Genomic DNA, 14,638 nt, shown 5'->3' on the forward strand with positions numbered 1-14,638 from the left:
GTCAGCGAGTTAATTGTACTTCTCGAAGAATTCCCTTGAATCATGACCAAGAGTGATCACTAATTGCGGTACAGTTTGAATTGGCACTTACTAATAAGGGTTTTATTTTGAAGTTTGCCTCTCGCGCTACGGCGATCTCTCCGTTTCTTGCTATGGCCTATGGCGAAAAAGCCACGACACTAGAACAGCAAGGTAAAGATGTTATAAGACTTAATTTAGGCGAGCCTGATTTCGGCGCACCCGCGGCAGTACTCGCGGCAATGAAAGAAAGCTTGAGTGCCCCAGATTTTCCCTATACCTCGGCGCTGGGCATGCCTGAACTACGTGAAGCCATTGCACGCTTTTATAAAGTTAAACATGGCGTAGCGGTAAGCCCTTCTAGAGTGGTAGTGACCGCTGGGGCTTCTGGCGCTTTACTTTTAGCAAGTGCTGCCTTAGTTGAACCAGGCGACAACGTGATATTGGGAGACCCGTCTTACCCCTGTAACCGACGATTTTTAAACGCATTTGGCGCAGAGGTAACACTAGTGCCAACACGCAGTGAGGATAACTTTCAGCTAACCGCTGCAAGTGTTGCAGATAATTGGAAGCACAACACGAAAGGTGTACTTATTGCCACACCTGCCAATCCTACTGGTACGGTTATAGATGCAGAAGAGTTGACTAAAATTGGCGAGTACTGCAAATCCAAAGGTGGCTTTTTAATTGTTGACGAAATTTACTTGGATCTATCGCTTTCGGCTGATCTTGATGTACGTAATGATACATTCGCTTCCCAATCGACCTTGGGCAGTGATACCAAACTTCAAACCGTACTTGCCAATGCACAGCTTGAAGAAACAGTGGTCGTAATAAACAGTTTTTCCAAATATTTTGGCATGACCGGCTGGCGTCTTGGCTGGTGTGTGGTACCTGAAGCGATGACGCCCATCGTTGAAAAACTCGCGCAGAATTTGTTTATTTGCCCCTCTACCCTATCGCAAAAGGCCGCTCTTGCGTGCTTTACACCAAAAGCATTAGCGCAATGCGAGCAAAACCGCCATACGCTGGAAAAGCGTGCTTCCCTTGTTTTAAGTGCACTTGAAAATATGGGGCTTGGTTTAGATGCAAAGCCTGACGGTGCGTTTTACGCCTACATCAACATTAAGCACACAGGGCTAAGTGCAATTGAATTTTGTGATGCCCTACTTTCGCAACATCATGTAGCGCTTACGCCGGGTAATGATTTTGGTGAGCACAATGCCAACCATTACGTAAGACTGTCTTTCGCCACTAGCATTGAACGCTTGGAGGAAGGGCTTTCACGGCTAGCTGAGTTTGTAGAATCATTAAGCTAACGCTTTTTTATGCTCACCATTTAATTTCGTGAATAGACAAATATTACCGAAAAAAATGATAGATATGGGTGCTTGTGCGTATATTGAGTAACGCATATTGATGACACGTGTCGAAACGAGATAAAACAGGACAAAACAATGAGTAACGAACGGGAATTTGATGTAGTTATTTTCGGTGCTACAGGTTTTACGGGTAAGTTAGTAGCTGAATATTTTCAGGCTCAGTATGGCAGCGATGACAACGTTAAGTGGGCGGTCGCAGGCCGAAACGAAGCTAAACTCAACGGCGTAAAAAAGGAGCTAGGCATTAGTGAAAGCGTTGCTAGCATTGTAGCCGATGGTGATGATGATGACGCGCTAAATGCGTTGACGAAGCGCACAGCCGTTGTACTTACCACTGTTGGTCCGTATCAAATTTACGGTGAAAAGTTACTTTCTGCATGTGTCGATAACGGCACCGGCTATACAGATCTTTGCGGTGAGCCAGCCTGGATGCACCAAATGATCAATAAATACGAAGCGAAAGCTAAAGAAACCGGCGCAAACATTGTGTTCTCGTGTGGCTTTGACTCTGTGCCTTTTGACCTTGGTGTGTACTACCTTCAAGAACATGCCAAAAAGCAAAGTGGCGATGTCATTGAATATGTAAAAGGTCGCGTTCGTAAAATGCAGGGCACGTTCTCTGGCGGTACGGCTGCAAGTTTAAAAGCGACCATGGCGGCTGCGCACAAAGATAAGTCTGTCATGGCGGCACTTATTAACCCGCACTCATTAACCGATGGCGCGTCAAATCAGCCACAGCCCGATGGCAATAAACCTTACTTCGATGAGCAGTTAGGCACATGGGTTGCACCATTTATTATGGCGGCCATCAATACTAAAAACGTTCATCGCACGAACTACCTGGGCGGATATAGCTACGGCAAGAACTTTCAATATGATGAAATGATGATGACTGGCCCAGGTGAGAAAGGTGAAGCCATGGCGAATCACGTTGCCAAAGATAAGTCGCTTGCAAGTGATGATGGCCCTAAACCAGGTGAAGGCCCGAGCAAAGAAGAGCGCGAAAATGGCTTTTACGATGTCATGTTTGTGGGTACCGCTACCAATGGTGATATGCTAGCCGTATCGGTAAAAGGCGACAAGGATCCAGGTTACGGCTCTACCAGTAAAATGATTTCAGAATCTGCCCTTTGCTTGTGCAAAGACGTTAGTTTATCTGGTGGTTTCTTCACACCTGCGGCAGCACTTGGTAACAAGCTTATCCGCCGTTTAGAAGAAAAAGCAGGCTTAACGTTTGCTATCGAGAAATAGCGATTCAAAAAACGAAGGCTGAACACAAATTGCGTTCAGCCTTTTCTCTCTGCGCTAGGTGTTATTGTTGTTTTTTAAGCGAGTACCGCTTTTAATGCTTTAACGCACGCGTCAGTTTCTTCAGGTGTCCCTACGCTAATACGTGACCATGAGTCGTACCCAGGCCACGTGCGCCCTACAACCTTTATACCTTGAGCTTTCATCTTTTCTGCAAATTTATCGTGCGGCATGCCCGTATCCATGTAAATAAAATTCCCTTGTGGATTTGGCGCAAACGGCTGCTTTAACTCTTTAGCTACTTTTACTAACTTTTCACGCTCAGTTTTAATGCGTGAGCGCATTGTGTTTAAGTTCTCATGATCATCCATACTTGCCATACCCGCTACTAATGCCAAGTAATTCACACCACCCATGCGCAGCATACCGCCCATTGTTTTAGCTTGCTCAGCAGGCATGATGGCGTAACCGAGACGCTGTCCCGCCATGGCGTGAATTTTAGAGAAGGTGCGGCAAATCACCACGTTGTACCCCTCAGCTACTAGCTTCGATTGCACATTAGCGGGGTAAGCATCAGACATTTCAATGTAGGCTTCATCGATGAAAACCTGTGCTTTCTTCGATACGCGTTTTGCAAAAGCGGTAAGCTTCGCCGCATCTACCATGCTCCCTGTCGGATTATTTGGATTACATACGTACACAGCAGTCGTATCTTCGGTTACTGCAGCTTCAATTGCATCTAGGTCAAAAGTCATATCATTGGCTAACGGCACGTAGATCACGTCTGCCCCCATAAACTCAGCGCCCCGTGGTACGCCTTCGTAGGTTGCCATAGACGTTACCAGCTTATTGCCGTTTTTGGTGATCCAGTCCGCATAGCCAAAAAGAATAGGTGAAGATCCATTCGTAATTACGATTTGCTCAGCAGATACGCCTTCTTGCTCAGCAATTTTTTGCGCTAACACTTCAACCGTAGCGTCGGTATAACGCGCTAGGTTTAAAAGCTCGCTTTGCATTGCCTTTGCGGCTTTTTTTGACGGCCCAAAGGCGTTTTCATTTGACGATAAGCGAATAAGACCATCGTTTACATTGGGGGTAGCAGACGGGAAGTGTTCAGTTTGCATACCTGCGGCACGAAGGTCGCCCATAATACTGTCAACGCTGGTCGTTAGCGCTACCGCGCCTGCACCTAATCCCACAGACTTTAACCAATTACGGCGTGAAGAATTCACGGTGCTCTGTTGTTCATTTTTATTCATATTTCGCTCTGCCTTCCGTCTATATTCACTTTAGACTAAAGGCTTAATTTTGAACGCGCAATAGCATGAAAAACCTAAACCATTGACATAAATGCACTTTTTACGTGCATGTGGCGCACTAAAATTGACAACATAAGAAGTTTTAACGCGTTAAGTCGTTACATTACGGTGCAGCGTTATTTTGTCGTTTTTGGCGTTTGCGATGAATGACATTTTTTCTGATGTTAAAGGCGCAGCACTCTCTCGCTATTGGTTCTTCGCACTTGAAGCCTGCCTTTTAAACGACTGTGTAATCCATCTATATAAATACAAAGTAAGAATTACGGCGAAACATTCATCGATTACTCAGTATGCAAAACAGGAGTTAAATATGGCTAAGGACCACGGCAACCAAATTAAAAACGACGACACTTACGAAGCCCTTCGCGACGAAGGCTACAGTAAAGAGAAGTCGGCGCGCATTGCCAATGCGCAAGCCAATAGCGAACAAACCCCTTCTAAAGATGGTGGAAAAGGCAAAAAATACGAGGATCGCACTAAAGAGGAACTGTATCAAAAGGCCAAGGAAGTCGGCATTGAAGGTCGCTCTAACATGAGCAAAGACGAATTAATTGATGCGTTACGCAATCATTAGTGGCGGATAGACCGCCACATACAAAAACTGGTCACTGTGGCGGTGATGATTACGTTTTATCAGACACGCATAATTTGTGCATTTCGTGGCAAACCTCAACTTCAAGTAAAGATCTACCGCCTCATTAGTAGGCGACTAGCTCTTCGCCCGCCCAATACATGACAATATTTCATGATAAAATGAAAATAAGTCATTTTTATTCATAGTTAAATCAACGTATAACGTGTTCATAGCTTTTACAGCAGTCTCACTACTCGGTTTAACTTTAGGAATAGAAGCGCATTCTCATGAACAACAACGTGAACACAGATTTCTCTTTTACTATTAACAGCGTTCAGTTTAATGAAGATTATCGCCCTTCAGACAACACACGCATCACCACCAACTTCGCCAATTTAGCTCGTGGTCAACGCCGCAAAGAAAATTTGCGCGATGCACTAAGCATGATAAACAACCGCTTTAATGCACTGGCTAGCTGGGATAATGAAAGTGGCGATCGCTATGCTGTCGAACTTGAAATTGTGTCGGTAGATATCGACGTTGAGGGTAACGGCAACACATTCCCAACTATCGAAATCTTACAAACCAATATAATTGACAAAAAAACGGGTAAACGCACTCAAGGTATTGTGGGAAACAACTTCTCGTCTTATGTTCGCGATTATGACTTTAGCGTTCGTCTATCTAATCACAATCGTGGCCAGTCTTCGTTCAGTGTCCCTACCGATTTTGGTGATCTGCACGGAAAGTTGTTTAAGTATTTCGTTAATTCAGAAGCCTATAAAGCACATTTTTCAAAGCTGCCGGTCATTTGTTTAAGCGTTTCCGACAATAAAACCTACCGTCGAACAGAAAATCAGCACCCCGTTTTAGGCGTTGAATATCAGCCTAATGAATCATCACTAACTGAACAGTATTTCAAGAAGATGGGCTTAAACGTGCGCTATTTCATGCCACCAAACAGTGCTGCTCCTTTTGCATTTTATTTCTTTGGTGATTTGTTAAACGACTACACCAATTTAGAACTTATCAGCACTATTGCTACGATGGAGACCTTCCAGAAAATTTATCGCCCTGAGATTTATAACGCTAACGCCCAGGCAGGTTTAAGCTACAAACCAAACTTGAAAAATAGCGATCACTCAGTGACTCGCATTGTTTATGACCGTGAGGAGCGGACTCATCTAGCCGTTGAACAAGGCAAGTTCGTAGAAGAGAACTTTATAAAGCCTTATCAACACAAGTTAGCGCAATTCACAGCAAGCTACGCCTGATCCGTTCATTTAGATACTTGCGATTTTCAAACCGCACATGTTGCGACTACAAAGCTATGATAAGGGCAGCACGTTCTGCCCCTCGCGCATCCATACAAATTATTGATTAGAAGAAAGCGAATCACATGAAAAAACTACTCCCCACTTCAATTGCAGGCAGTCTTCCAAAACCATCGTGGCTTGCACAGCCTGAAACCCTGTGGTCGCCGTGGAAGCTAGAAGATGAAGCATTAGAGGAAGGCAAAAAAGACGCGCTTCGCGTTACGCTTCAGGAACAAGCCCTATCAGGCATAGATATTGTGTGTGACGGTGAGCAAACTCGTCAGCATTTTGTAACTACTTTTATTGAGCACCTTGACGGTGTTGATTTTGAAAACCGTAAAACCGTACGTATTCGCAATCGCTACGACGCTAGCGTACCTGTCGTTACCCATGCTGTTACACGGCCAAAATCAGTGTTCGTTGAAGACGCAAAGTTCTTAAGGAGCCAAACCGATCAGCCCATAAAATGGGCGTTACCTGGCCCTATGACGATGGTTGATACGCTGTACGACGACCATTATAAAAGTCGCGAAAAACTTGCGTGGGAGTTTGCCAAAATACTAAACCAAGAGGCAAAGGAGCTTGAGGCTGCTGGTGTTGACATTATCCAGTTTGATGAACCTTCGTTTAACGTATTTTTCGATGAAGTCAATGAATGGGGTATTGCCGCATTAGAAAGAGCCATTGAAGGGCTTAAATGCGAAACTGCAGTGCACATTTGCTACGGATATGGCATCAAAGCTAATACCGATTGGAAGAAGACATTAGGCTCTGAGTGGCGACAATATGAGGAGAGCTTTCCTAAGTTAGCAAAATCTAATATTGATATGGTTTCTCTGGAGTGCCATAACTCTCATGTACCCATTGAACTGATCTCGCTTCTTAAAGGCAAAAAAGTGATGGTGGGCGCTATTGATGTTGCAACTGACACAATAGAGACACCAGAAGAAGTAGCAGCTACATTACGTGAAGCATTAAAGTACGTGGATGCCGACAAACTCTACCCTTGTACAAACTGTGGTATGGCCCCCCTTTCACGACAGGTTGCTCGAGGCAAGCTTGAGGCGCTCAGCGCTGGCGCTGAAATAGTAAGGCAGGAATTAGCTCAGAAGCTCAGTGCTTAATACGCCTCAAAACTTTTGTTAAGCAAGAGCATTTTGAAAGCGCACTAAAGCCCATATCAAAGTGGGCTTTTTTATTTCTAGCGGTTCAAAACAGTATCAGCGTTATTCTCATCTATTCGACCTTATTTAAGGTTAGCTCCCTTACATTATTTATAGTTTCCGCAGAATCAAGGATAATTAAAAACATCATTAAGAAATAAGATAGAAAATATAACACATGGAGAAGCAACAAATATTTAACTTATGAGCAACATTAGCAATTACCTGATTTAAAACAGCGACAAAACAACTATTATTCACGTTAAAAAAAGAAACTTTAATATACACGGTTTAAATTTACTCAGTTAGTGCAATATACGAGCAAAAATCTTCTAACTCAAAATTAACCAAGCAAATTAAAAACAAGACGAAAACCGCTTAATAAGCGCTCTAAAAAGACACTTTTCGACCACATGGTCAATATAAAAACAATTATTGAGTATTATTAATACAAAACTCAAAAATATTAATTAAACCTACTATTTATAAATTCTTTAAAATTAAGTTAACTCTTTCATAGCTAGAATTTAATTCACCGCAAAAAATTGATTTATTTAATACTAGATAATTAGAATGCGCGCCATTGCAACATAAGTAAAAACTACGCATGCAATTTGGCTAGCCCTTGCCTATTTACGGGGCGTTAACCAACAACAAGCACGTAAATCTAATTCACTAGGAACAATCCATGAAAAATATTGCAACTGCAGTTCAGTTAGCATTAGCAGGAAGTGTCGCGTTGACCTCAGGCAACGTTCTTGCACAGGACTCAACAAATGAAAGCGCTGACGTTGAAAAAATTCAGGTCACCGGTTCTCGTATCTCTCGTCAGGGCGCTATCGCTCCATCACCAGTAACAGCCATTTCTGGTGAGTCACTTCTTAATTCAGGTGCGATGAACATTGGTGAGGTGCTTAATGAGCTTCCTTCACTTGCAAACACATTCTCATTGGGTAATTCAGGTCAATTTATTGGAACTGCCGGTCTAAATATTCTTGACCTACGCGGTATGGGTACTGACCGCACGTTAGTATTGGTAGACGGTAAACGTCACGTATCTTCTTCAGCAGGCTCTGCAGCGGTAGATACCAACACCATCCCTACTTCGTGGATTGAGCGCGTAGAAATCGTTACTGGCGGTGCTTCTGCGGTTTATGGTGCAGATGCAGTAACTGGTGTTGTTAACTTCATTCTTAAAAAGAACATTGAAGGTTTCGACGTGAGTGCGACGCAAGGCTTTGCACAGGAAAACGGTTATAAGAACGATAAATACCAAGCATCATACGGCTTTAACTTCGACAATGATCGCGGCAACATTGCTTTTGCAGCCGAATACAGCTCACAAGAAGCTTTAGAGGCCCTTGACAACCCTTGGACTGCAACGTCGTATCGTAATATGAGCTTTGAAAGCATCATGGGATACGAGCGCAGTGAAGACCAGTTAAATTCAACGGCATTTCCTGACAACTTTTACACTGCTAATGCGGGCTACTACACACTAAACAACTCTGGCGTTTTTGGCGGCAACTCTCAGACTTTCAACGCTGACGGTTCAATTCGCGAAATCTACACCGGTGACCAAGTAGACGGTGCGTTCTGCGCAAACTGTGATTCGTTTAACCTGCGCCAGTTTACGCAGCTTCAGCCTGAGTTTGATCGTACTAACCTAAATGTAAAAGGTAACTACGAGCTAAACGACGACACCACAGTGTATGCACAGGCTAAGTACGCGCGTACTCGTGCAATTACAATGGGCCAGCCTGCTTTCTTCTATGGCGGCTCAGAGACAACCATTTATCGTAACAATGCCTTTCTAGATGATAGCGTTGCCGCATACATGGATGAAAACGAACTAGACAGCATTCAGCTTAACCGCATGATGACTGACCTAGGGCGCCGCACCGAAGCAGACGAGCGTGAAACTTATCGCTACGTGCTAGGTATCGAAGGCTACATTGGTGACGAGTGGAGCTACGAGGCATTTGTAAACTACGGCAAAACTGAATTAGAGCGTGAGAACCGCAACAACCTTGTTTTGCAAAACTTCGAGAATGCACTTAACGCAATAACTGACGGCGATGGAAACATTGTTTGTGCGTCAGGTAGTGATGACGGCTGTGTACCGCTAAACATTATGGGCTTTGGTCAGCCTTCACAAGAAGCAATTGACTACGTCAATACTACATCAGTTGGCACAAGCAAAATTGAACAATACAACGCTGGCGCAACCATCGCAAACTCTGGTATTTATGAATTACCTGCAGGATACGTTGGCTTTGCAGCCGGTGTTGAATATCGCAAAGAAAAAAGCGAAATTGAAGAACCTGATAATGCAGCGGGTACCTTTTTCAACACTCTAGGTGAAGATAAAGGCGATTACGATGTATCAGAAGTATTTACTGAAGTTACTATTCCACTACTTGCCGATCTCCCTGGCGTAGAAATGCTGACATTTGATACTGCGGCGCGTATTGCCAACTACTCTTCGATTGGCAACGCGAAAAGCTGGAAGCTTGGTCTAGATTGGAAAGTGTATGAAGATTTACGTCTACGTGCGACAAAATCATCTGCACTACGCGCGCCGAACATCGGTGAACTTTATGGTGAAGCAAGCCAAACCTTCTTCCGCGTAGACGATCCATGTCGTACAGACAACCTTGCTGACTTAGCCAACGCCGACCAACGCATTGCAAACTGTGCAGCGTTAGGTATCCCTGCAGATTTCAACTCTGATTACGACTCAGCAACGCTAGAAGGCGTAAACGGTGGAAACATCGACTTGCAAGCGGAGAGCTCAATCTCTAAAACACTAGGTGTTGTCTATACTCCTAGCTGGTTTGAAGGCTTTACCGCTACTGTTGACTACTGGGAAATCGAGCTGACAGACGCGATTTCGTCTATTGACGGCCAAACAATATTGGATCGCTGTGTTGACTCTGAGTCGGGTATTAACAACGTATACTGTGGCCTTATCGACCGTGATGGAACTACCGGTGAAATCACTCAGATTCGTAGCTATGCATTGAACATCGCGGGTCAAGAAGCCAAGGGTATCGACTTCGAACTAGGATATGATTTCGACGCGCTAGAAGGCGCATTCCGTACTAGCTTGATTGCGACTTACCTTAAAGACCGCAAAGAATTCCCATTCCAAGATAACCCTGAGGTATTCTATCAGTACGCAGGTACGGCAGGTGAATCTGATTGGCAGGGTGTATTCACCATCAACTATAGCCGTGGTGATTGGGAAGCAAGCTGGAAAACTCGCTACCTAGAACGTTCAAGCCTTTACGACAACCAAGAGTTAGCGCGTAACCCAAATCCGAGCAACCGTATGGAACTGCCTTCATACGCTGTGACTGACGTGACCGCGGGTTACAACTTTGCTAACGGTGTTAGCCTAACCGTGGGTATTGATAACCTGTTTAACCGTGCGCTACCGACAGGCACGACAGGCACGGGTTCAATAGACGGCGCGTACGACAACATTGGCCGCTTCGGATACGTTACCGTAGCGTACAAAATGTAATTTACGTAATATTGAGCAATGATAAAAACGGCGCTTATTAGCGCCGTTTTTTTATTATAAAGTTAACATGACGTCATTTTATCGCTATATAGACGTCTATATGGTTGCCATTCACATAGTGCTCGAAGTCTATTGAAAACGTCCTTTCATACTCGGCACCTCCTTCTGTGAAATAGCGCCAAATATCGCTCCATGCATCAATGGCAATTTGCGGCATTTCACCTTGTCGCGAAAAAACGAGATACTTTCCTGCGGGAATAGTGATGTGCTCAACCTTTAAATGTTCGGGCACTGAGTCACCGTCAAACCCAGCCAACACGGAAAAGTCACCGGAATGATCGGATTCGTAGTTGAAATACACGCCATACACTCGATCGCCGCCTTTATAGTCAACAGCTATCGAATTATCAAACCTTTGCCAAAGTGTGGGTATCTTTCCCAGTGGTGAGAATTCAGTGTGATTATTGGTAATCACCGAAAAGCCTTTAATATCTATCGGTGAAGAGAGGTTCCTTACGTTCATACAACGTCCTAATTGTTAAGCATACAGAAAGTTAGTCTAAGCAAACGGATTCAGACAAACCATGTTCCAGCAGAATGACTTTAACACCTTACCTTAAATTTCACTCTTAATGGTACGTTTCTTGATTCAGTTTTTGATAAAATGATAAACGCCTCTCAAAATAAAAAACAAAATTAGGACACACCATGGCACATTCAGGAAACGTCGTTATTTCAGGTGATGGTTACGATGTTATTGACTGCGAAACGTGCGGATTCAAACATGTTACGCCACTTCCAGACAAGCTCGAAAATGAGACTCTTTATCGTGACAGCCATTATGATGACGGCGAACGAGATAGGCTAAACTACTATGAGCGAGACCGCGATTGGTGGCTCATGAGCTATCGCGACGTGCTTAACGAAATAGCTCAATTTATCTCGCCTAGTGATGATAATACTCTGGTTGATATTGGCTGCGGTGCAGGCCTGTTTTTGGAAGCAGCCATAGAGGAAGGGTGGAATACAGTTGGTGTCGAAATAAGTACAATAGCGGCAAACCATTGCCGTGATAAAGGCTTAGATATCATTAATAGCAGCTTCGATGCTGACCTAACCAGCCTTCCAAAAAATATCAAAGTGGTTCACATGCGCAATATTCTAGAACATGTTCCCGACCCATTCTCTCTTATCAATGTGGCTTTCGACAAACTTGCCAGTGGTGGTGTTTTAGTTGTGGGTGTCCCTAATGACTTCAACCCTCTGCAAGAAGGCTTAAGAAAAACACAAGACTACAAACCTTGGTGGGTTGCTGTCCCACACCACCTTAATTACTTTGATTTTGACTCGCTAGAAGCACTCGTTTCAAAATGTGGATTTAATCCTTTAAGCCGTTTTTCCAGCTTCCCGCTAGACCTGTTTCTAGCAATGGGCGACAACTACATTGAAACCCCAAGCGTGGGCCGAGAATGTCACCTGAAACGTGTCAACTTTGAATGGTTCATGGAAAATGCGGGGTTAAGCCACTTACGACAAGATATTTATCGCGCTTTTTCTAACCTAAACTTAGGAAGAGAAGCCATTGTTATCGCGCGAAAGCCTTAGGATTGTTAATGAAAATTGAATATATAACGAATGCGAGTTTTTTGTTTACTTTCAGTGACGGAACAACGGTTTTAACCGATCCTTGGTATGAAGACGGCATTTACCATGGCCTTCTTTTCAATTACCCTCCTATGCATGAAAAGCAGCGCACACGCTATCTAAATTTAAAGCCCGACTATTTATATATTAGTCACATTCATGGTGACCACTTTAATCCTTTTACGCTATCTCATTTTGATAAAGACATCCCAATATTGATCGGTAAATTTCCGACCCCTGCCCTTCGCTTAGCTTTACAGCAATTAGGGTTTACGAATATTACGGAATGTACCTTTGACAAACCTTGGGAACTTGGCGAGCACAGTATAACCATTATAAAAGAGTTTTCAGGGTCTTCTGACGATATCGTGAATGAAACAAACATACCTGTTGATTCGTCGATATATCTTGAAGATGGAAACGGGTACAAGGTATTTTTTGCTGTAGACAACCCGATGCAAATTAGGCACGCAGAGCAAATTAAGGCGACCTTCGGTAAGCTTGATGCTGCAATTCTTGCTTACAGTGGCGCAAGTATTTACCCCTTTGTTTTTTCTCATTATAGCGATGATGAGAAACACACTCGCGTAGCACAGTTAAAAGCCTCTCGATTACAGAAGTTTTGCCAACTTGCGGAAATTATTGATGCAGATTTCAATATTCCAGCAGCTGGATCTTTTGTGATAGCAGGAACAGGTTATCAATACGCGCAGTATCAACATCAAGCATGCCCTGAGGAAATTGAATCGACCTGGCGTAATCACAATCTTAACGAGAATAAGCTGGTCATGTTATCGACCGGTGACGCTCTGGACTTAGCTTCCCGTTCGGCAGAGCACTCGCCTCTCGCGCTAGATAGGAATTTTACTCAGCAAGACAGAATAAACTACGCTGAGTCTCTCGCTGATTTTCCTTGCGAGCTTCACAGAATAACTTGGCCTGACGGGCTTATGATGCCAATCAATAGCTTAATTTTTAAGGCCAGAGCAAACGTATGGAGCGCGCAAGAAAGGTTATCTACATTCCCAGATACTGATGTGGTTTTACACATTAAGCCGGTAGAGCAACTGCAAGCTGGCTTGCAATGCCCAATCTACGCCAAGATAGACATGAAAAATGAACGCGTTCAAATAAATACATTGTTTGAGCCTACTGAAGATAAACCTTATATCAAGTTTACAATGACTACCCAGGTGCTTATAGCGCTTCTTCTAGGCGGTACATTTTGGAACGTAGCTGAGTACCACATGACAATTGAACGCGTTCCTGATCAATTCGATCCTACTCTACGAAGCTTGATGTCGTATTTTAAACTGTAGTGCGCTGAGTCATTTTGCTCATTTGGCCATCATAAATCGCACGCGTTTGCAGCGGGTAGCATAGACGGTGTTCGCGACCGCTGCCATAGCGTTTTGGTTATTAGACTTTAATTTTCAATACTTTCCCTTATCAACGAGCATTTCAGTTTTAGAACAAATATAATCCGGTTTTGTCTCATCCAGGTTGCAATATATTGTGAATCAACGTTTTTTACTTGCCATAGTCGCAGTGCTTTTGGCGATGGTAACCATACAGTCTGGTGCATCGTTTGCGAAACAACTCTTTCCTATAGTTGGCCCTGAAGGCACCAGTGCTCTTCGTGCGTTTTTCGCCGCGTTGGTGTTAACAGTAATTTTTAGACCTTGGAGAGCGCGCTTAAGCGCAAAAGGATGGCGTAACGTTATTTTCTACGGCGCTTGCTTAGGCGCAATGAATATCATCTTCTATCTTGCGATTGAGCGTATTCCCCTTGGCATAGGTGTTGCGCTTGAGTTCACCGGACCATTGGCTGTGGCATTTTTTAGTGCCAGAAAAAAGAGAGACTTTGCTTGGGCTATTTTAGCCGTTGCAGGCGTTTGTTTGCTGCTTCCCGATATTGGCGGCGCGTCGGCCGAGAGCTTAGATCCCGTCGGCGTTATTCTTGCCCTTACAGCCGGAGCGTTTTGGGCCGGTTACATCGTATTTGGAAACAAAACAGGCAACGAAGGTTCTGGCGGTGTTACGGTAACATTAGGCATGCTAGTGGCCGCTATCTGTGTAGTGCCTATTGGCGTTGCAAGTCAAGGTATCGCCTTACTCTCGCCACAGGCTATTTTCATCGGGTTCGCTGTAGGCGTATTCTCGTCGGCTATCCCGTATACGTTAGAAATGAGTGCAATGCGCAATATGCCTAAGCAAACCTTCAGCATTATGATGAGTGTTGAGCCTGCCGTTGCAGCCATAGCGGCGTTCATCATTATTGATGAAACCCTCACGCTTTCACAATGGTTTGCAGTGGCTTTAGTCGTTATTGCTACCGCCGGGAGTTCAGCTACGCAAAAACAATTACCCAAACAAAAACAAATTGAAACCCTTTCCTAGGGCCTGTATATGGTCTCCCCCTTTATTGCAAGAGTAAACATGCTG

General features: G+C 44.0%; 11 protein-coding genes. 9 read left to right on the plus strand and 2 right to left on the minus strand.

Going from position 1 to position 14,638, the window contains the following annotated elements:
* Positions 1-107 precede the first annotated feature (107 nt).
* Together ACFI6J_RS07170 and ACFI6J_RS07175 are read left to right on the plus strand one after the other, a co-directional pair.
* Positions 108-1,337 (plus strand): aminotransferase class I/II-fold pyridoxal phosphate-dependent enzyme, encoded by a 1,230-nt coding sequence (locus ACFI6J_RS07170; RefSeq protein WP_239246499.1) that lies wholly within the window; start codon positions 108-110, stop codon positions 1,335-1,337.
* A 138-nt stretch (positions 1,338-1,475) separates the two neighbouring features.
* Entirely contained in the window at positions 1,476-2,651 is a 1,176-nt protein-coding gene (locus ACFI6J_RS07175) for a saccharopine dehydrogenase family protein (RefSeq protein WP_239246501.1), read from the plus strand.
* A gap of 74 nt (positions 2,652-2,725) precedes the next feature.
* On the opposite strand, the gene ACFI6J_RS07180 is transcribed toward ACFI6J_RS07175, so the two are convergent.
* Complete coding sequence (locus tag ACFI6J_RS07180; protein WP_061486020.1) at positions 2,726-3,907, minus strand: pyridoxal phosphate-dependent aminotransferase; 1,182 nt, start codon at positions 3,905-3,907, stop codon at positions 2,726-2,728.
* Between the two features lie 370 nt (positions 3,908-4,277).
* On the opposite strand from ACFI6J_RS07180, the gene ACFI6J_RS07185 reads away from it, so the two are divergent.
* From ACFI6J_RS07185 to ACFI6J_RS07200, 4 genes are all read left to right on the plus strand, one after another.
* Positions 4,278-4,541, plus strand: coding sequence for a DUF7218 family protein (locus ACFI6J_RS07185; RefSeq protein ID WP_014976784.1), 264 nt, complete (start codon positions 4,278-4,280; stop codon positions 4,539-4,541).
* A 299-nt stretch (positions 4,542-4,840) separates the two neighbouring features.
* Positions 4,841-5,815 (plus strand): DUF1852 domain-containing protein, encoded by a 975-nt coding sequence (locus tag ACFI6J_RS07190; RefSeq protein ID WP_014949789.1) that lies wholly within the window; start codon positions 4,841-4,843, stop codon positions 5,813-5,815.
* A 125-nt stretch (positions 5,816-5,940) separates the two neighbouring features.
* On the plus strand, positions 5,941-6,981 hold the full coding sequence (locus ACFI6J_RS07195; protein WP_014949790.1) for a methionine synthase: 1,041 nt from the start codon (positions 5,941-5,943) through the stop codon (positions 6,979-6,981).
* 727 nt (positions 6,982-7,708) lie between these two features.
* Positions 7,709-10,549: a TonB-dependent receptor domain-containing protein gene (locus ACFI6J_RS07200; RefSeq protein ID WP_014949791.1), complete on the plus strand. Its 2,841-nt coding sequence runs from the start codon at positions 7,709-7,711 to the stop codon at positions 10,547-10,549.
* Positions 10,550-10,622: 73 nt separating this feature from the next.
* Here the strand turns inward: ACFI6J_RS07200 and ACFI6J_RS07205 are convergent, their stop codons facing one another.
* The gene (locus ACFI6J_RS07205; protein ID WP_061486021.1) at positions 10,623-11,072 is read right to left on the minus strand and encodes a GyrI-like domain-containing protein; all 450 of its coding nucleotides are present in this window, start codon (positions 11,070-11,072) and stop codon (positions 10,623-10,625) included.
* Positions 11,073-11,257: 185 nt separating this feature from the next.
* Between ACFI6J_RS07205 and ACFI6J_RS07210 the strand changes: the two genes are divergently transcribed.
* The 3 genes from ACFI6J_RS07210 to ACFI6J_RS07220 all read left to right on the plus strand — a co-directional run bounded on the left by ACFI6J_RS07210 (position 11,258) and on the right by ACFI6J_RS07220 (position 14,593).
* Entirely contained in the window at positions 11,258-12,154 is an 897-nt protein-coding gene (locus tag ACFI6J_RS07210) for a class I SAM-dependent methyltransferase (protein ID WP_061486022.1), read from the plus strand.
* An 8-nt stretch (positions 12,155-12,162) separates the two neighbouring features.
* Entirely contained in the window at positions 12,163-13,512 is a 1,350-nt protein-coding gene (locus tag ACFI6J_RS07215; RefSeq protein WP_061486023.1) for an MBL fold metallo-hydrolase, read from the plus strand.
* A 196-nt stretch (positions 13,513-13,708) separates the two neighbouring features.
* On the plus strand, positions 13,709-14,593 hold the full coding sequence (locus tag ACFI6J_RS07220) for an EamA family transporter (RefSeq protein WP_014949793.1): 885 nt from the start codon (positions 13,709-13,711) through the stop codon (positions 14,591-14,593).
* Positions 14,594-14,638: the final 45 nt, after the last annotated feature.

Source organism: Alteromonas sp. G4i13 (genome assembly GCF_054960505.1).